The sequence below is a fragment of the Chitinibacter sp. SCUT-21 genome (genome assembly GCA_041874755.1).
Taxonomy (GTDB): domain Bacteria; phylum Pseudomonadota; class Gammaproteobacteria; order Burkholderiales; family Chitinibacteraceae; genus Chitinibacter.
Window position 1 is genome coordinate 3,434,730 of the sequence record CP102611.1, and the last position, 19,745, is coordinate 3,454,474.

Sequence of the window (19,745 nt, forward strand, 5' to 3'; positions counted from 1 at the left end):
TAAATAGGCCACGGATGTGGCCTATTTTTATTTCGCAGGACTTAGCGCCTGCAATAACTCATTTTCAATCTGTAAACGCGCACGCTCGTCACCCAGCACGCTGCCGCTGACCAAGAAATTGTCCTCGGCGCGCTCGCCCAAGGTCATGATTTTGGCTGATTGAATTTCAATGCGGTTGCTGGCCAAAATTCGCGCAATCGTTGATAGCAAGCCGGGTCGATCGCCTGCCATAATTGCCAAGACGAAGTATTTGCCTTTTTCATCGGCACGCAATTGCACGTGCGTTTGCACCGGGAAATGCTTTTGCTGGCGCGATAGTCGCGCGCTGGGCGCGGCTTGCAGTGGCAGTTTTTTCTCAATCCTCTGCGCCAGCTCGTATTCGACATAATTGATCAGATCGCGATACGAGGTATTGAGGCTATCTGGAATAAAGACATAGAAAGTATCAAGCGCGTAGCCGTGCGTAGTGGTGTGAATATGCGCATCGAAAATGCTGTAACCGGCGCGCTCAAAAAAGCTGCAAATTTGTGCGAATAAATCCGGCTGATCGAGCGTATACACGACCACTTGCAAGCCTTCGCCCGATTCGGAAAGTTTGGCTTTTACAATCGGTTTTTCGCTATTGATATGCGTCAGCAAAACGCGCGTATGCCACGCAATATCGCGCGCATCATGGCGCAGGAAATACACTGTATCAAGTTTGCTCCAGAATGGCTGATGCGCGTCTTCGCGGAAACCATATAAGCGCAGTAGGCGTAGTGCTTCGTCTTGCCGCTCGTTCAGCCATGAATGCGCGGTAATGTTTTGGCTATTCAGATAGCGCGCCGTGCCTTTGAATAAGTCTTCCAGCAGCTTGGCTTTCCACGCATTCCACACTTTCGGGCTGGTGCCGCGAATATCGGCCACGGTTAGCAAATACAGCGCATTCAGATGACGTTGATCTTTGACGAGCGCGGCGAATTCGGCGATCACATCTGGGTCGTACACGTCTTGTTTCTGCGCAATCGACGACATGGTTAAATGATGTGTCACCAGCCACACAATCAAATCGCGATCGTCTTGCGGCAGCGGGTGCTGTTCGACCCAATGGCGGGTAATCGCTGCGCCCAATTGCGAATGATCGCCACCACGGCCTTTGCCGATGTCATGAAACAGCGCGGCTAAATACAGTACTTCTGGTCGTTCAAACTCTTCCAGCAGGCGCGAGCACAGCGGGTATTCGTGCGTAAAGGCATTCACCGCAAAGCGGCGCACATTGCGCAGCACCATCAGCGTATGTTCGTCGACGGTGTAAACATGGAATAAATCATGTTGCATGCGGCCGACAATATCGCCGAATTCTGGAATATAGCGGCCCAACACGCCGTATTGATTCATACGGCGCAAAATACGCGTTAAGCCGCGTGGCTCGCGGAACAGCGCAATGAATAATTGCCGGTTATGCGGGTTGGCTAGGAAATCATCGTCGATTTTATGTCGTGCATGCCACAGCGCGCGTAGCGTTTCCGGCGCAATATCGCGCGCTTCGCGACGCTGCTCGAAATGCAAAAACAGCGCCAGAATGCTTTCCGGTTTGCGCTCAAACAGCGCAGGGTCGGTGATTTCCAGTAAGTCGTCACGAATCTGAAAATCATTGCAAATCTGTATCGTTTGCCGCCCGATAAACGAGAAAATCCGCGCGCGTAGCGCTTGCACCAAGACCGGAACGAGCTGGGTGACGATGCGCGCGGCCAAATAATATTCGGCCATTAGCGCTTCGGAGGCGCGCTGCGTAATGCGGCCGGCGGCGGATAAATCGTCAAAGCCAAACTCTTTCGCCAGCGGGTGCTGATAGTCAAACAAAATGCGGTCTTCGCGGCGGCGCGCGCGCCAGTGTAAGGCGATGCGATAGGTGCGTAGCACGCGTTCGGCCTCGCACAGTTTTTGGTTTTCTTCAAAGGTCAGCATGCCCAGCGCCGCGAGCGCGTGCCAGTCGCGTCCAAGGCGCTGGCTAGCGGCGATCCAGCCGATTAAGTGCAAATCGCGCAAGCCGCCCGGCGCTTCTTTGATATTCGGTTCCAGCTTGTAAGTGGCGTTTTGAAATTTGCCGTAACGCGCTTGCTGCTCGATCAGTTTGGCGTCAAAAAATTCTTTTGGATCAATGTGCTGGTGCACCGTATCCATAAAACTGGCAAAGCGAGCCTCGTCGCCGACCAACAAGCGCGATTCGAGTAGCGCAGTTTGGACGGTGATGTCTTTTTCGGCTTCATTCAAGCAGTCTGCAATCGTGCGCACCGAATGGCCGACTTCAAGACCGATATCCCACAACTCACCAACGAAAATTTCTAATTTTTCTAGTAACGCAGGGCTGGGTTGGTCGGGCAATAAAATCAGTAAATCAATATCGGATGAGGGGTATAGTTCGCCACGCCCGTAACCACCTACCGCAGCGAGTAATACCTCGCTGTTAAATTCGTGCCGATTCCACAACTCGCTCAGCGTGGTATCGGTTAAACGTGCCAGCTCGCCCAATAGTGGCGCGGCTTTGGAGGGCACGGTAAAACGCTCGCGTAGCGCGGCTTTAGCAGTGGCGTACGATTCACGAATGGCGGTAACGGAACGCATAATTCAACCTTTTACAACACGAAAAAAAGGGTATTGCCATGCAATACCCTGATCTATTCAACTACAGACAATTACCCAAGCAGGTATTTTTCTGGTTTGGCGGGTGAGCCGGCTGACAAGGTCAAAACTTCGTAACCTGTTTCAGTCACCAAAATGGTGTGCTCCCACTGCGCCGACAAGCTGCGATCTTTGGTCACAATCGTCCAGCCGTCGTTCATTTGTTTGATTTCGCGTTTACCGGCATTAATCATCGGCTCGATGGTGAAAATCATCCCCGCTTGCATTACAGGGCCAGTACCTGCTTTGCCGTAGTGCAACACTTGCGGCTCTTCGTGAAACACGGCGCCGATGCCGTGGCCGCAGAATTCACGCACCACCGAATAGCCGGCTTTTTCGGCGTATTTTTGAATCGCCGCGCCGATGTCGCCAAAGTGCGCACCGGGTTTCACTTGCTCAATGCCGATCCACATACAGTCGTAAGTCACTTGCGACAGACGTTTGGCGTGGCTAGCGACATTATCGCCAACCATAAACATGCGGCTATTGTCGCCGTGGTAGCCGTCTTTAATCACTGTGATATCCAGATTAACCACGTCGCCATTTTTTAATGGTTTGTCGTTTGGAATACCGTGGCAAATAACATTATTCACCGAAGTGCAAATCGATTTAGGGTAGGGTATATAGCCAGGAGGGCAGTAATTCAATGGTGCTGGAATAGTACCCTGCACATTGATCATATATTCATGGCACAGGCGATCTAATTCAGCGGTGGTGACGCCCGGCACAATAAAAGGCGTGATGTAGTCGAGCACCTCGCTGCCCAAACGGCCAGCCACGCGCATTTTTTCGATTTCGCCTGCAGTTTTAATCGTAATTGTCATTTAAGCCTCAGTGGTCGATGCCTAGTGCATCGCTACAATTTTTGGCCAATTATAGCACTGCGTTGTGTGGCCGGCTTTGGAAATGCTTGATGTTACCTCAGGCAAGAAAAAAGGAGCTTGCGCTCCTTTAATTTAAACTTGGCCGGTCGGCTGTTTGCGATGCTCGGGTAAGACAATATTGACTTCAAGTACTTCAAAATCGTCTTTTTTATCGAGCTGAACTTTAATATCGTTCGGGTCGATCGAGACGTATTTAGAAATCACTTCAACCAATTCCCGCTGCAATTGCGGCAGATAATTCGGCGTTTCACGGCCACTACGCTCGTGGGCCAAAATGATTTGTAGGCGTTCACGTGCAACCGACGCGGTTTTTTTCTTTTCGCCAAAGAAATAGCTCAGAATCGACATGGCTTAACCTCCAAACAACCGTTTCCAGAACGGCTGTTTTGGCACTTCAATAAAGCGCAGTGGTTTTTCTTCGCCTAGGAAACGGCCAATGACATCTTTATACGCTTCTGACACATCGGTGCCGGCGTTATGAATCGCTGGCGTACCAGCATTCGATGCCTGCAGCACTGATTCTGATTCTGGAATAATCCCGATCAATGGGATGCGCAGCAGATGTTGCACATCATCCAGCGAGAGCATTTCGCCTGATTCAACGCGCGCTGGACTGTAACGGGTAATCAGCAAATGAGTTTTAACCGTTGCACCTTCTTCGGCTTTACGTGATTTAGCGTCCAAAATACCGATAATGCGGTCTGAATCGCGTACCGACGAAACTTCTGGGTTGGTGACCACAATCGCTTCATCGGCAAAATACAGCGCCAGGAATGCACCGGTTTCGATACCCGCAGGGCTATCGCACACGATGTAATCAAAACCGTCGTGTTTCAATTCATTTAATACGCGCTCAACACCTTCTTTCGATAGCGCATCTTTGTCGCGAGTTTGCGAAGCTGGCAAAACAAATAGATTGTCGCAGTTTTTATCTTTGATCAGCGCTTGGCGCAGCGTAGCTTCGCCTTGGATCACGTTAACAAAATCGTAAACCACGCGGCGCTCGCAACCCATGATCAGGTCCAGATTACGCAAGCCCACGTCAAAGTCGATAACGGCAGTTTTAAAGCCGCGCAAAGCTAAACCCGATGCAAAACTAGCGCTGGTGGTGGTTTTACCCACGCCGCCTTTACCAGAGGTGACGACTACGATTTTTGCCACAATAAATCCCCTAATTAAAATAAGCTATTTCAAAATTCTTAATTCAAATTCACTAATGGATCGATCAGCAACTTGTCCTGATCGAGCGAAATTTGTGCCGGTTTTGCGCGCAGCGTATCGGGCAGCGCCTCATCCAAACTACGGTAAACACCGGCAATCGATACCAATTCGGCTTCCATGCAGGTGGTGAAAATACGCGCGTTGGTGTCGCCGCGTGCACCTGCGAGTGCGCGGCCGCGCAGTGGGGCGTAGACATGAATATTGCCATCCGCAATCACTTCGGCCCCATTCGATACCAGCGCCAGTACGATCAGATCGCCGCCTTTGGCATATACTTGCTGGCCGGTGCGAACAGGGCGGGTAATGATGGTAGCGCCTTGTGGTGCAATGGTCTCAGGCTGATGCGGTACTGGGGTATTCGATGGTGCGTTGTTGCTTGCCGCAATTTCGCTCTCTTCAAGCACCACCAGGCCTGCTTCTTTGGCGGCCACTTGCTGATCGCGATTGCCACCTTGCGCTGCAATTGGCGCGAGCGCGAATTGGCGCAATAGATTCACCATAGCCACGAGTTCAACTGCGCTTGGAATTTGTGGCAGGCTATTAAAATCAAAGACGATTTGCTCGCCTGCTAAAAAGTGATCAACACCGCCTAGTTGCGCCTGAAGTGCTGCTTGTAATTGATCGCAATCGGTCGTGACGGGTATAAAAGCAGTAAGGCGGGCGGTGGTACTTTTAAATTCAAACAAACTAGCAGCTTGTTCAGGGTAGGCGAAACTCGTCATGGCTGGCGATCAATGGAAGATAATCTTTAAAGGTTGCAGTTTACCTTTTCATCCTTGCACTAGGAAGCTGTAATCACGCGTCAGACTACTAAAACAACTGATAAAAGTGAAATTGTGCGCTAAACGGAGTATTTGGTGCTCATTAGCGCACATCGTCAATTTCTCAAATCAATACGCGCGGCGGGTTAGCCCCGTTTTGTGCATGATGGTGGTGGCCAGCTCTTCAATCGACATGCGCGTGGTATTCAGATACGGCACGCCCACTTGCCGCATCAATGCTTCAGCTTCGGCGACTTCAAATTGGCAGGTTTCAAGCTGGCAATAGCGGCTGTCAGGCTTACGCTCTTGCCGGATTTGGCGTAAACGTTCGGGGTCGATCGTCAAGCCAAACAATTTATTACGATACGGTAACAATAGGCGGGGTAGCGTGTGTTGCCCAAAATCCTCAGGTGTCAGCGGATAGTTGGCGGCCTTAATGCCGAACTGCAGCGCCATATATAAACACGTTGGCGTTTTGCCCGAGCGCGATACGCCGACCAAAATTAAATCCGCCTCGGCTAAATCGCGCGGCATCACGCCATCGTCGTGATTGAGTGAAAAATTTACCGCGTTGATGCGATTATTGTATTCCTCAAAATTGGTGATTTCGTGCGAGCGCCCGATGGTGTGCGACGATTGCACGCCGAGTTCGTTTTCCAGTGGGCCAATGAATTGAGCAAAAAAATCAAATGATTGCGCGTCAGAAACTTGGATTTTTTCGCGGATTTTCGGGTCAGCAATTGTGCTAAACACCAGCGGGCGACAGCCGTCGATTAAGGCCTGCCGCCGAATTTGCAAAGCGACGCCTTCGGCTTTTTCTAGCGTATCGACAAAGGGTAAAACGATACGATTAAACGTGACATCTTCAAATTGTGACAGCAAAGAATGGCCCAAAATTTCAACGGTAATCCCGGTGCGGCCCGAGACAAAAAACGCAGTTCGACGCATTAAAATCCCCTTTTTTTCTTAGCATAAACTGACGTGACAGGGAAAACCAGTAGATACAATTACTTACTTTTCCAAAAAAAAAACTATGGTTAACTTATTACCTTCGCTGCGATGCAGCAAAGGCTAAATTAACCCGATAGGAAGGGCCTAGCGATGACAGAAAAATATGTGATTGACTTTGCGCATCTGCGGATGAGTGATGTTGAAAAAGTAGGCGGAAAGAACGCGTCTTTGGGGGAAATGATCTCCCAGCTGACTGAAAAAGGCGTTCGTGTACCCGGCGGTTTTGCAACCACAGCCGAAGCTTATCGCGTATTTTTAGCTCATGAAGGTTTAGCCGATCGAATCGATGCAGCTTTAGCCAATTTAGACGTCGACGACGTTAAAGCCTTGGCCGAAACCGGTAAGCAAATCCGCGATTGGATTATGGCCACGCCCTTGCCGGCACAGCTCGAAGCTGAAATGGCTGAGCACTACGCCAAGCTCGGCGACAACGTCACCGTCGCGGTGCGCTCATCTGCGACTGCCGAAGACTTGCCCGATGCGTCTTTCGCCGGTCAGCAAGAGACTTTCCTCAATATTGTCGGCTACCAAAATGTTGTCGACGCGATGAAGCAGGTGTTCGCGTCGCTGTATAACGACCGCGCGATTGCGTATCGCGTGCACAAAGGCTTTGATCATAAAATCGTCGCGTTGTCGGCCGGTATTCAGCGCATGGTGCGTTCGGACAAAGGCGCAGCGGGTGTGTTGTTTACGATTGATACCGAGTCGGGTTTCGATCAAGTTGTGTTCGTGACCGCTTCCTACGGTTTGGGCGAAACCGTGGTGCAGGGCGCGGTGAATCCGGATGAGTTTTTTGTGCACAAACCCACGCTGCGCGCAGGTCGTCCAGCGATTGTGCGCCGCCATCTCGGTGGCAAAGCGATTAAGATGGAATTCGATACCGCATCGGTCGCAGGTAAATCGGTGCGCACCGTTGACGTTGACCTGGCCGAGCGCCGCCAGTTTTCGATTTCGGATGATGAAGTGCAAGAATTGGCGCAATACGCACTGATCATCGAAGAGCACTACGGCCGCCCCATGGATGTCGAGTGGGGGCGTGATGGCATCGACGGCAAGCTGTATATCTTGCAAGCGCGCCCAGAAACGGTGAAATCGCAAGAGTCGGGCAATCTCACCAAATTCCGCATGCTAGAGAGCGGTGACGTGCTGACCGAAGGCCGTGCGATTGGCCAGAAAATCGGTCAGGGTCGCGTGCGCATTATTCGCGATGTGTCCGAGATGGATCGTGTGCAAGCGGGCGATGTGCTGGTGTCAGACATGACCGACCCGGACTGGGAACCGGTAATGAAGCGCGCGGCAGCGATTGTTACCAACCGCGGTGGCCGCACCTGTCACGCGGCGATTATTGCGCGTGAACTCGGAATTCCGGCGGTCGTTGGTTGTGGCGATGCGACGCGTGCGCTGCGTGAAGGCGACGAGGTGACCGTATCGTGCGCCGAAGGCGATACCGGCAATGTCTACGCTGGCTTGCTCAAATTCGAGCGCATGGATGTATCAATGACCACCTTGCCGCAAGCGCCGGTGAAATTGATGATGAACGTCGGTAATCCAGAGCTGGCGTTTGAATTTGCGCAATTACCGAATGAAGGCGTTGGCTTGGCGCGCTTGGAATTCATTATCAACCGCATGATTGGTATTCACCCGAAAGCGCTGCTGGCTTATCCGAATGTTTCAACGCCGCTAAAAACCCAGATCGAAGAGCGCATTGCCGGCTATCGCTCGGCGGTCGATTTTTACGTCGATAAAATCGCCGAAGGCATCGCCACGCTGGGCGCGGCGTTCTACCCGAAAAAAGTCATCGTGCGCTTGTCTGATTTCAAATCAAACGAATACGCCAACCTGCTCGGCGGGCCAGACTACGAGCCGCACGAAGAAAACCCGATGATCGGTTTCCGTGGCGCGGCGCGCTACGTCGATAAATCATTCCGCGATTGCTTCGAACTTGAATGTCGCGCGGTGAAAAAAGTGCGTGATGTGATGGGCCTAACCAACGTCGAAGTGATGATCCCCTTCGTGCGTACCGTCAAAGAAGCTGAATGCGTGATCGAATTGCTGGAACGCAATGGCCTGAAACGCGGCGAAAATGGCTTGCGCATCATTATGATGTGCGAAATTCCCGCCAACGCGGTGCTGGCTGAGCAATTCTTGCAGCATTTCGATGGCTTCTCGATCGGCTCAAACGATATGACGCAATTGACGCTCGGGATCGACCGCGATTCCGGTGGCCCAGTATCAACGAGCTTTGACGAGCGCAACGATGCGGTTAAAGCGATGTTGAGTATGTCGATCAAAGCCTGCCGCAAACTCGGCAAATACGTCGGCATCTGTGGCCAAGGCCCGTCGGATCACCCTGATTTCGCGCAGTGGTTGGTCGAGGAGGGGATTGAAACGATTTCGCTCAATCCCGATACGGTGATCGAGACTTGGCTGTTCTTGGCGAATGGTGGCAAGAAATAATCTTTGAGTATATCTTTGTGGTTCAATTGGTGTTTGGGTCGCAAAGAAATACTTGGCCTAGTATGCAAAGCCCGTTCTTGTGACGGGCTTTTTTGTAGGCTTTGATAAGCCTGCTGGTGCAGGCGATAAACCGGCGTTCGAGCACCGGACGACGTGACGGAGCTTGGCGGCTTTGCCGCCTTAGCGAAGGCCGTGGCCTAAGGCCAGCAAGGGACGGGTCTTGCTCCGTCCCTTGCAACCCTCGCGCGCCCGATCGCCGCGAAACCCCGTTTGAAAAAAGCCCGTCAGGGCGCCGCTACAACTCGCGTTGCGCTACCGTCGCAACGCTCAAACACTACGCGGCTTAAAACCCTGACGGCCATTTTTCAAACGGCGCGTCTCCACGGGCTTACCGTCCTAATTGGCAGTAGGGGTATATCAGCAAAAGCTATATACCAATTAATCTTCATGGCTACACTATGGTAGGTATATGTCGCGATGGTCGGTCTGGGGCTTGAATTCCCGTGTAGCGAAAACCGCGGCGAGGAGAGAGACAAACGGCTATATCGTTTGGCTCACGACGAAGCAAGGGCAGCGCGGAGCGCTTTTCGCCCGGGTCGCCTTTGGGGTGCAGGGGGCTTTGGCGAAGCAAAGCCCTCTGCCTGTCTGCGCGGCGGAACGCGCACCAAAAACATCGTGCCGTAGGCACTGAAAATTACTACAATCGTTGAAATAAATTGGCCGCAATCGGCAAGTAGCTAAATTGAATTTGTAGTTTGTTGCTGAGCTAGCGAAGCCAAACCAATACGGTAAAACGTTGGGCTGCATTTCATTTGGACCAACCTACGCGCTAGATTTACATGTGGTGACTTTTGATTCCTAATCTTGAAATTGAAAGGAAAGATGAGCTATGAATTTAGCATGTAGTTGAGTAATTAGGTGCGTGTGTTAATTAAGTAAATTATTGTTGTTGAGAAATTAATTGGGTTGCTATGAAAATATTTATTGCCACTTTTATCATGATTTTTCTAGTTGGTTGTGGTGGGAAAATTAAACCACACCCAAGAAATTTAGAGTGCTTCAATATGGCAATGAATGAAATAAAGAAGGAAGGACGGCCATATCCTCCATTGAGTAAATATGGAAATGCATTGACGGTAAGGCCATTTTGGGTAGGTAAGTATAAGTTTGTTTTTACTGAAGATGAAGAACCATTTTTTATTATGGTTCAAGAAGGGAGTGGGTATGTATATGCAGGGGAGAAAGACATCGCGTTTCCCGGTAGCGATGTATCAAAACGGATCCCTTTAGACGTACTGAAAGAGAAATATCCAGATCGATTTAAAAGGACGCTAGCCGAGAAAGCTGCTTATTTAGTAATTCAAGTAAGGTGCGAGCCTAAGATCACCATAGATCCTCAATGGATATTACAAACGCCCAAAGAAAGAGAAGAATCTGAGGGATATCGAGTAAAAATGACATCAGCACCAATTACTTATCCAGAGCTCGGATTGATAGGGTACCCTGATTATACGAATGAAAAAGAAAATAATATTTTGTGGCAGTCGTATTACGCAGTGAATAATTTTAGAGCTATAGATGGGCGACCATTTCGGGTTATTTGCGCAGAAGTAGGTGGATGTCAAGGAACCTTTGTTTTGAAAGATGGGCTGGTTATTGATTATGCTTATCCAATTGAATATGTGGCGGACTGGCAGGATTTTTATTTTTTTGTACTGGAGTATATCGTACAGCATTTGCAATTTTCATAACAATTAACTCGGCCAATGACTCAAGTTGAGTCGAAAACGTCTGAACTAGAAATTTGTGTACTTGCTCGCTTAATCCTCGTAATGTACGAGCTTTTTTGTGCGCTACACTGCGCATTTCAAACCCTACTGTTCAATCTTTAAGCCGAGTCGGTATCCGCCAGACATACGTCCCACCGATAATCGCCACCACAATCAAACCACCCTGCAGCCAAGGCCTCCCCGCAAACTGCCATAGCGACAATCCACTCATCACCAGCATGCAGCCGATGGCGATGCATTTAACGCGCATTGAGATCGCGTGGTGTTGTTCCCAGTCGGCAATGATGGGGCCAAACAGGCGATTGGCGAGTAGCCAGCGGTGTAGTCGTGGCGAGCTTTTGGCAAAGCAGGCTGTGGCGAGTAGTAGAAAGGGGGTGGTGGGCAAACCCGGTAGGATTACGCCGAGCACGGCCAAGGCCAGCGCCAAAAAACCGGCGAGGATCAGCAAGGGTTTGGCGTAGCGTTGCATTGCGTTTACAGCTCGTCAGCGGTCGAGCGCGCTTCAGGCGCTTGGTAAATCGCCAATCTCAACGTGTTGTTGATCAGTTGCCCGCGCACAAAGCGGCGGCAAAAGTCGTGTAAATCCATGCCACGGCAGGGATGGTAAACGTGGTAGTGCGTGCGATAGTGAATAACGACTGTATTGCCATCTAGCTCAATATGATCAAGCTCGCTACGCGTATACTGCGAGTGGGTATCAAACTCGCCCACTTCGCAATCAAGCGCAGGTTCAAGTTGCACCCAGTGCGTGCGAATTTGCGCCTCGATTTCTGTCAGGCTGGGTGGGGTTGAGGCAAAAGCGAGTTCTATCATGCGTTTTCTAGATCTTCTTTATCTATCGGCGACTATTTTAAACATGCTTGTAGCCATTTGGGCAAAGCGCTAGGCATAAAAAAACCCATGCACGTTAGACATGGGTTTTTTTGGATTTCTGCGTATTAGGCAAACAGCACGCTGGCGGCCCAGAATAGGCCACCGGAGAGCAGCATCGTCACTGGCAGCGTGAGTACCCACGCCATCAAGATTGATTTAACCGTGCCACCTTGCAGGCCGCTCTTATTGGCGACCATTGTGCCGGCTACGGCAGATGACAAGATATGTGTGGTGGACACGGGCATACCAGTCCAGCTGGCGATACCAATCGCGCTGGCGGCGGTAATTTGCGCGGCGTTACCTTGCGCGTAGGTCATGCCTTTATTGCCGATTTTTTCGCCGACGGTCAGTACAATGCGTTTCCAGCCGACCATCGTGCCCAAACCCAGTGCTAAGGCCACGGCAATGATCACCCATTGTGGCGCGTATTCGGTGGTGACATTCAGATCTTTACGCAGCTTGTCGAGGTCCGATTTTTCTTGCTTGTTCAAAATATCGAGCTTGCTCGCTTTCTTGGCTGTATCGTCCAGACACAACAAGATACGGCGCACGACGCGGCGTTGCTCGCCATTGATTTGGCTGTAGCTTTGTACATTGTTCAAGGTGCTGGTGAGTGTCGCAATCGCTGGTAATGTGGTTGAAGATTCGCATTTAAACAGCGCTGGCAGCGGGTGATCTGCATTGTATTTCAGATCGAGTGAGCCATTTAAACGCTCGCGATTTTTGGTGTAAAACTCGCCCATATGCTGCGCGGCATCAACAGTGCGCTCGATTTGATATGCGCTGCTTTCCATATCAAGCGCGTATTTGGCCGGCGCCAAACCGATCAATACCAACATCAATAAGCCAATGCCTTTTTGGCCGTCATTTGAGCCATGCGCAAAGCTCATCCCCATCGCAGAAGCGATCAGCGTGGTGCGGGTCCAAAACGGGGGGTGTTTTTTACCATCCAGCTGTTTGCGCTCTTCCGGCGTCATATGCATGCGCGAAGTAGGGCGCCATTTTTTCAGCGCCAACAGCATCAAGCCCGCCATCACCAAGCCAATCGTCGGTGAAATGAGTAGCGACAACATAATGTCGATCGCTTTTTTCACATTAATGCCCGACAGCCAGTACTGATTATTCATCATCGCATTAGCGATGCCGACGCCCATAATCGAGCCAATCAGCGTGTGCGAGCTAGACGCTGGAATACCAAAGTACCAGGTACCCAAATTCCAGATAATCGCCGCCGCCAGCAGTGCGTACACCATATACAAGCCATGGCCGACGCCGACGTTGAGCAATAGATCAACCGGCAGCAAATGCACGATGGCATAGGCTACGCCCAAGCCGCCCAAAATCACGCCCAAGAAGTTGAAAATCCCAGAGCCGATCACTGCCAAATGCGCTGGCATCGCTTTGGTGTAGATCACCGTCGCAACCGCGTTGGCGGTATCGTGAAAACCGTTGATAAATTCGTAGGCCAGAACAAAGAACAGCGCCAATGCCAGCATCAAGGCGGGCCAGAGCGCCATGCCAGAAAACAGATCAAGCATAAAATGCTCTTGAAAAGATAATGATGCGGCGGATTATCGCAGAAATTGACCTTGCATACGTGTAAGTATTTGGGGTTTGATCAAAAAAAGATGAAAAAAATCCGTCATCTTGAAAATATATTTGGCATAAAAAAGTGGCTAGATAAATCTTTCGGCACTTTGGGGTAATTTCGCAATTTTTGTAGTGTTCGGGAAAGTGTTTGGTAAAAAACTATAAGGTTTTTAGAAGGGTATGCCTCTATATTAATTATATTTGCTGTTGTTAAAAGCTATACCCTGACTAAGCCTTAACGCATCGTAATTTCAGCCGCCAATACCTGTTGCGCTTCGAGCAAGGAAGCGACAATTTCTAAGCCCAGTGCATGTGTGCTGGCTTCCGGAGCTCGCAGGTCTGGCACCATAAAGACACGGCAGGCGGCTGCATGGCCTGCTTGCGCGCCAAAGTTGGAGTCTTCAAAGACTACGCATTGCTCAGCCAAAACACCCAAGCGAGAAATCGCGCTTAAATAAATATCGGGTGCAGGCTTGGGGTGCAAAATTTCATCGCCACACACTGCAAATTCAATACGTGACCATAGCCCCGCTTGTTGCAGATGATGTTCGGCGATACTGCGTCGTGTCGAGGTTGCCACGGCTTTGCGAATGCCGTGCTCTTCTAGCCAGCTAAATAATTCCAACACGCCGGGGCGCAGCGGAATCGGCTCGTCGCTACGCTGCATATAAATTTCGTGCGTTAATTCGCGCAAGCGCTGGCACGGAAAATCCGCACCCAGTTGTTCATGCAGATAAGCTAGCGTTTTTGATGAGTGCATGCCAACCATGCCTAGCGGAATGGCTTCGTCAATGTGATGGCCAAGTTGCGCGGCCGCATCGTGCCAGCACGTTAATGCGATACGCTCGGTATCCAGTAATAGGCCATCCATATCAAAAATGGCTGCGCAGATGTTGGGGTGTTGGGAAGCTAGCATTTGCGGATCGATCAATTTTGGAAAACAATGCTACTAGTTTACCCAAGCTTGAGAACCTATGCCGCGAACTTTACACACTGCCTCGCTAACGTGCCCTTGTGGCGCCGCCGATTATGAGCAATGTTGCCAGCCTTTTCATCAAGGCCAAGCTGCACCTACGCCCGAAAAATTGATGCGTTCTCGTTACAGCGCATATGTACTGGGTTTGGAAGATTACTTGCTGGCAAGTTGGCATAGCAGCACTCGGCCGGAAACACTGGATTTAAACGAAGACCCTAAACCCAAATGGCTGGGGCTGACGGTGAATCATGCTGAAAGCGATGGCGATCAAGGCTTTGTGGCATTTGTCGCCCGCTATAAAGTAGGCGGGCGCGCGTATCGGATGAGCGAGCACAGCCGTTTTAGATTTGAAGATGGGCGATGGTTTTATGTTGATGGTGTGGTTGCCGACAATGCTTAGGCGGATTGAAACATAATAGCTGAAAGATTGAAGTGCTTGCTTTTCTTAGATGTCATATTTCTGACTGTGTGTGATAGTATTTTTGAGTTGTCCGTGTGAACGCCTCACTTGGGCTTAGATATATTCAAATGGAGAGTAAGCAAATGCGTAAATCGATGATGGCAGCAATTTTTGCGGGTGCATTGTTCAGTGTGGCTGCTCAGGCTGCAGAGCCTGAAGTTCTGGTGACCCAAGGCGTGCGCAACCAAGTTCAAGCCGTGGTGCAAAGTATTGATTTAGTGAACCGCGATATGACCGTGAAAATGCCAGACGGTGAAGTGATTGACTTTAGAGCCGTTGATAACCGTGTGACGCATTTTGAAAACGTAAAAGTGAATGACAAAATCAATGTCGCAGGTTCCGAAAGCGTGTCAATCGCATTGAGCAAGGGCACTGCGGGTTTGCGCCGCGTAATCACAAGTGAAGGCAAAGATGTAACTGCCGATGGTGTGGGGGTGCTAAAAACCCGTGCCACCTATAACGATTTAGTGTCGGTGGATCGCGAAAAGAAACTCGCTAAAGTAAAAAGTCCTGATGGTGTGGTCATTGAAGTATCCGTTCCCAACGACGAAGTGCTCTCAAAAGCGGCGACTGGCGATCAAGTGATCGTTTATTCTCGCGCCACATTGACAGTGTGGGGCAATTACACCTACTAAGCTGAGCTCGGCTACTAGGCAATAAAAAACCACGACCTAGGTCGTGGTTTTTTATTGATTCGGATTAAAATGCCCCTAATCCCTTGAGCATAATCACCGTAATAATAATCGGCGTAATGTACCGAACAAGGATAAACACCGCATTTATCAGCGCACCATTGTTTAATTGACCATCGTTGCTCAATTGCTTTTTCAGCTGTGGCAAGCCATACACCCAGCCCACAAACAAACAGATCAAAATGCCGCCCAGTGGCAACAGGATATTCGAGCTAATAAAGTCGAATAGATCAAACGCATTTAGCCCAAATAATTTCCAATCGGCGGTCAGTGATGATGACAGCATCGCTGGCACACCAAACAAGCCAATTGTGCCGACCGAAATCGCGGTGGCTTTTTTGCGGCTATAACCAAAGCGCTCGCTCATCATCGCCACCGGCACTTCCAAGATCGACAAGATCGCACCGGTTGCAGCAACTGCGGCCAAGACAAAGAAAATTGCCATGAAGATATGGCCAAATGGCATGCTGGCAAACACGGCTGGAATCGTCATAAACACCAGCGATGGCCCCGCCGATGGCTCAAAACCAAAGGCAAAAACAGCTGGGAAAATCGCCAAACCAGCCAGCATCGATACCGATAAATCGGCCAGCATCACACGCGTAGCGGTGGCGGGGATGTTTTGCTCTTGGCGGAAATAGCTGCCATAGGTCAGCATCGTGCCCATGCCGATGGATAATTTGAAGAAGGCCAAACCAACGGCTGTCAGCACCACTGGCGCAGTGATTTTGCTAAAGTCAGGTGCAAACAAAAACTTCACGCCTTCCATTGCGCCGGGCAGGGTTAGGCTGCGAATACAGAGCAAAACCAGCAGCAAAAACAGCAGCGGCATCAGCTTTTTCGCCACCGCCTCAATCCCTTTGGACACGCCCAGCATAATAATCACGCCAGCACCGCCCAGCACTACCCACTGCCACATCAGCACTTGCGTGGGGTTTGATACCATCGCGCCAAATGCCGCTTTGGCGGTTTCAGGGTCGGTACTATTAATACTGCCAGCGATTGATTTGAAAATATAGGCAAACACCCAGCCGGCAACACCGGAATAAAACGCCAAAATCAAAATCGCCGACACCAAGCCCATATAGCCGATGATGGTCCAAAATTTCTGGTTTTTGGGGGCAAGTTTTTCAAATGCAGTCACCGCATTAGCGCGCGAAGCGCGGCCGAGCATAATCTCGGCCATCATCACCGGCAGCGCCACCAGCAAGGTCGCCAGCAGATACACCACCAGAAAACTCGCACCGCCATTGGTGCCGGTTAAATACGGAAATTTCCAGATATTGCCCAAGCCGACGGCTGAGCCTAGCGTGGCGACGAGTACGCCAAAGGTTGAAGTAAATCCATCACGGTTTTGGCTCATGGCCGTCACCTCCATTGTTTTTTTCGGTGATGCCATCTTCTGGCTTTCCTTACAAACTGTCCATGCGGGAAAACCCGTTTTGCATAGCTGCAGCGCGTTTTTTCTATGTGAAGTTGATTTTGCTCAGCCATTCTTACCCAGCGCCGTGCGCGAACAGTACAATGCTTGGATTCAGATTGATCCACGCTCCCTATGCACGCTAGCGATACCCCCGATACCCAGCAATCCGCATCCGAGCCTGACGCGGCTAGGCTGGCCTTATTACTGCAAGTCAAAAACCTGCCCGATCTGCCCGGCGTGTATCGCTACATCGGTGCGGATGGTACGGTGCTGTACGTCGGCAAGGCGATTAGCCTGAAAAAACGCGTTGGCTCCTATTTCATTAAGAACGATCACAGCCCGCGTATTCGCTTGATGCTGGCGCAAGTCGCGACCTTGGAAACCACCGTGGTGCGCTCGGAAGCCGAAGCGTTGGTGCTGGAAAACAATCTGATCAAGGCCTTATCGCCGCGCTACAACATTCTGTTTCGTGACGATAAAAGCTACCCGTATTTGGTGCTCACGGGGCACGCCTCACCGCGCTTGGCCTACTATCGCGGTGCGCTCGATAAGCGCCACACGTATTTTGGGCCGTTCCCGAATGGCTACGTCGTTAAAGAAAGTATTCAGTTGCTGCAAAAAGTATTTCAGCTACGCACTTGTGAAGATTCGGTGTTTGCAAACCGATCGCGAGCCTGTTTGCTGCACCAAATCAAACGTTGCTCCGCGCCGTGCGTAAACGCGATTTCGCCCGACGATTACCGTCGCGACGTAAATAACGCGATGCTGTTTTTATCCGGCAAAGAAAATGAAGTGCTGCAGCAGCTCGAAGCCCGAATGCAAACACTATCGGCCAATTGGGAGTTTGAAGCCGCTGCCGCGGTGCGCGATCAGATTCAGGCCTTGGCCAAGGTGCAAGAAAAACAATTTGTATCGAGTAATAGTAGCGATGGTGACGCCGATATCTTGGCCTGTGTCGAAGAGGAAGGCGTGCTGTGCGTTAATTTGGCGATGGTGCGCGGCGGGCGGCATGTGGGCGACAAAAATCTCTTCCCCAGCCACGCCGATGATTACAGTACCGCCGAAGCGCTCAGCGCCTTTATCGCCCAGCATTATCTGGAGCGCACCGTACCGCCGCTGATTTTCTGCAGCCCCGAGCCCGAGGGCGTCAGTATTTTGGCCGCTTCGCTATCCGAACAGACTGGCCGTCGTGTCATCATCAATAGCAATCCCAATGGTGAGCGACGTATCTGGCTGGAGATGGCGGCCAAGAACGCGCAGCTGGCAATACTGCAGCGCAAAACGCAGCAGGCCTCACAAGCCGGGCGGCTCGCCGCCTTGGTTGAAGCATTGGGCCTTCCCGATGAAACACAACGGATTGAATGCTTTGATATCTCGCACACGATGGGCGAGCTGACCGTCGCCTCGTGCGTTGTGTACGACAACCAAGACATGCAACCCAAGCAATATCGCCGCTTTAATATCGCGACGACAACATCGCCAGGGAAGGGTGATGCAGGCTTTGAGCCCATTACACCCGGCGACGACTACGCCGCAATGCGCCAAGTGCTAACGCGCCGTTATGAAAAACTAGCGGCGGGGGAGGGCAGCGCCGATAGCAAAGTGCCCGATGTGATCTTGATCGACGGTGGCAAAGGCCAGCTTGGCGTGGCGCTCGAAGTGATGGAAGAAATCGGCCTGAACGAGTCATGGATTATCGGCGTAGCGAAGGGTGAAACGCGCAAGGCTGGTCTGGAGCAGCTAATCATTCCGCGGCTTGGCAAAACCATTCAACTCAAGCGCGATCATCCCGGCCTGCACCTTATTCAACAAATTCGTGACGAGTCACATAGATTTGCCATCACCGGCCATCGCGCCCGCCGCGCCAAAGCCCGCGTTGCCAGCACCTTAGAAGACATCGAAGGCATAGGCCCAAAACGCCGCCAAAAACTACTCGCCCGTTTTGGCGGATTGCAAGGCGTGAAAGCTGCGAGTGTGGATGATTTGGCGGCGGTGGAAGGAATTAATGAAGCGCTAGCGGAGAAGATTTATGCAGCGTTGCGAGGGTAGATTGTTGCTGGAATTGACTTTTAGTTCTGATTAAAAATGGGGGTTTACCACAGGAAACGGTATGCATTGAAACCCAGAGCATTAGTGGATGACTCAAGGTGAGCTGTTTTACCGATTTGAAAAGGCTCAATACGTCGTGACCAACCAAAACCACAATAAAATGGAGTGTGCAGTGGATTTTCGGGAGTGCATTCATTCCATTTTTTCTTGTCGAAAGTATGGACAATTGAGATTTTTACTGTTGTGTTTTTTGAACTGTAGCTGTTTTTGTCATCAATTACGATGCTAATTGCTGTCCAAGATTTATCTGTTTTCGCCTTTCTTTGGTGTATCGTATAGAGTCGACTTTTTCCATAATAACGGGGCACACATTCGGTTTTTTCCTCGATATTTTCGTGCATACCAAGATTTTGGTGAATGACATGTTCAAAAGCTTGGCAGACTTGAATACCATTTTGAGTGGTTTGATACCTTGATTTTATATATGTAGATCGAGAATAATACTCCCCGAAAAAGCTAGTCTCGCTATATTGAGTGGAGATTTTTGGATGAGGAAGGCTATTGAAAACAGCAACCAATTCTTGATCTGCTGATGCCCTATCCGCGTGAAGATGCCATGCACCTAGTCCTATGCTTAATACTAGGGATGCTAATAATAAAAATCTAAAAATTTTCATGTGCTAGATGTTTTAAATGATTTTTTGCATCATAAATCAATTAAGTATTGTAGGTTGGGCTTCATGCAATGAAGTCCAACGTTCACCGCGAAACTGTTATTTCTTTATCTGCATTTGTTAAGTCGTGTAGGGCGGGTCTTGACCCGCGCTGGTTAATGTTTGTTGATTCGGATACTGTTTGGCGGGTTACGCCTTCGGCTAACCGCGCCCTACGTTGCGG

General features: G+C 50.4%; 17 protein-coding genes. 5 read left to right on the top strand and 12 right to left on the bottom strand.

The genetic code is table 11. The annotated features are described in order from the left end of the window. Positions 1-27: 27 nt before the first annotated feature. The 6 genes from NT239_16115 to NT239_16140 form a co-directional block, all read right to left on the bottom strand. Positions 28-2,604 carry a [protein-PII] uridylyltransferase gene (locus NT239_16115; protein XGA71248.1) on the bottom strand — a complete coding sequence of 859 codons (2,577 nt, stop codon included), beginning with the start codon at positions 2,602-2,604 and terminating at the stop codon, positions 28-30. A gap of 71 nt (positions 2,605-2,675) precedes the next feature. Further along, positions 2,676-3,485 (bottom strand): type I methionyl aminopeptidase, encoded by an 810-nt coding sequence (gene map / locus NT239_16120; protein XGA71249.1) that lies wholly within the window; start codon positions 3,483-3,485, stop codon positions 2,676-2,678. A gap of 132 nt (positions 3,486-3,617) precedes the next feature. Next, positions 3,618-3,893 (bottom strand): cell division topological specificity factor MinE, encoded by a 276-nt coding sequence (gene minE, locus NT239_16125; protein XGA71250.1) that lies wholly within the window; start codon positions 3,891-3,893, stop codon positions 3,618-3,620. Positions 3,894-3,896: 3 nt separating this feature from the next. Further along, the gene (minD, locus tag NT239_16130) at positions 3,897-4,706 is read right to left on the bottom strand and encodes a septum site-determining protein MinD (GenBank protein ID XGA71251.1); all 810 of its coding nucleotides are present in this window, start codon (positions 4,704-4,706) and stop codon (positions 3,897-3,899) included. A 38-nt stretch (positions 4,707-4,744) separates the two neighbouring features. Next, on the bottom strand, positions 4,745-5,488 hold the full coding sequence (gene minC / locus NT239_16135) for a septum site-determining protein MinC (GenBank protein XGA71252.1): 744 nt from the start codon (positions 5,486-5,488) through the stop codon (positions 4,745-4,747). A gap of 168 nt (positions 5,489-5,656) precedes the next feature. Then, positions 5,657-6,481, bottom strand: a complete 825-nt coding sequence (locus NT239_16140; protein ID XGA72826.1) for a kinase/pyrophosphorylase — start codon at positions 6,479-6,481, stop codon at positions 5,657-5,659. A gap of 147 nt (positions 6,482-6,628) precedes the next feature. On the opposite strand from NT239_16140, the gene ppsA reads away from it, so the two are divergent. Both ppsA and NT239_16150 read left to right on the top strand, forming a co-directional pair. After that, the gene (gene ppsA / locus NT239_16145) at positions 6,629-8,995 is read left to right on the top strand and encodes a phosphoenolpyruvate synthase (protein ID XGA71253.1); all 2,367 of its coding nucleotides are present in this window, start codon (positions 6,629-6,631) and stop codon (positions 8,993-8,995) included. A gap of 971 nt (positions 8,996-9,966) precedes the next feature. Continuing rightward, complete coding sequence (locus tag NT239_16150) at positions 9,967-10,746, top strand: hypothetical protein (GenBank protein XGA71254.1); 780 nt, start codon at positions 9,967-9,969, stop codon at positions 10,744-10,746. A gap of 130 nt (positions 10,747-10,876) precedes the next feature. Here the strand turns inward: NT239_16150 and NT239_16155 are convergent, their stop codons facing one another. The 4 genes from NT239_16155 to NT239_16170 form a co-directional block, all read right to left on the bottom strand. Continuing rightward, on the bottom strand, positions 10,877-11,254 hold the full coding sequence (locus NT239_16155) for a YbaN family protein (protein ID XGA71255.1): 378 nt from the start codon (positions 11,252-11,254) through the stop codon (positions 10,877-10,879). Positions 11,255-11,259: 5 nt separating this feature from the next. Beyond that, positions 11,260-11,598, bottom strand: a complete 339-nt coding sequence (locus tag NT239_16160; GenBank protein ID XGA71256.1) for a hypothetical protein — start codon at positions 11,596-11,598, stop codon at positions 11,260-11,262. Positions 11,599-11,723: 125 nt separating this feature from the next. Continuing rightward, positions 11,724-13,196, bottom strand: coding sequence for an inorganic phosphate transporter (locus NT239_16165; GenBank protein XGA71257.1), 1,473 nt, complete (start codon positions 13,194-13,196; stop codon positions 11,724-11,726). Between the two features lie 287 nt (positions 13,197-13,483). Continuing rightward, positions 13,484-14,164 carry an HAD family phosphatase gene (locus NT239_16170; GenBank protein XGA71258.1) on the bottom strand — a complete coding sequence of 227 codons (681 nt, stop codon included), beginning with the start codon at positions 14,162-14,164 and terminating at the stop codon, positions 13,484-13,486. 58 nt (positions 14,165-14,222) lie between these two features. Here NT239_16170 and NT239_16175 point away from each other — a divergent pair, with 58 nt between their 5' ends. After that, positions 14,223-14,624, top strand: a complete 402-nt coding sequence (locus tag NT239_16175; GenBank protein XGA71259.1) for a YchJ family metal-binding protein — start codon at positions 14,223-14,225, stop codon at positions 14,622-14,624. Between the two features lie 143 nt (positions 14,625-14,767). Next, positions 14,768-15,319, top strand: a complete 552-nt coding sequence (locus NT239_16180) for a hypothetical protein (protein ID XGA71260.1) — start codon at positions 14,768-14,770, stop codon at positions 15,317-15,319. Positions 15,320-15,383: 64 nt separating this feature from the next. Here NT239_16180 and NT239_16185 read toward each other — a convergent pair whose 3' ends face one another. Continuing rightward, positions 15,384-16,739: a sodium-dependent transporter gene (locus NT239_16185; protein ID XGA71261.1), complete on the bottom strand. Its 1,356-nt coding sequence runs from the start codon at positions 16,737-16,739 to the stop codon at positions 15,384-15,386. Positions 16,740-16,931: 192 nt separating this feature from the next. Here NT239_16185 and uvrC point away from each other — a divergent pair, with 192 nt between their 5' ends. Further along, positions 16,932-18,848: an excinuclease ABC subunit UvrC gene (gene uvrC / locus NT239_16190; protein XGA71262.1), complete on the top strand. Its 1,917-nt coding sequence runs from the start codon at positions 16,932-16,934 to the stop codon at positions 18,846-18,848. Positions 18,849-18,892: 44 nt separating this feature from the next. Here the strand turns inward: uvrC and NT239_16195 are convergent, their stop codons facing one another. Continuing rightward, the gene (locus NT239_16195; protein XGA71263.1) at positions 18,893-19,525 is read right to left on the bottom strand and encodes a hypothetical protein; all 633 of its coding nucleotides are present in this window, start codon (positions 19,523-19,525) and stop codon (positions 18,893-18,895) included. Positions 19,526-19,745: the final 220 nt, after the last annotated feature.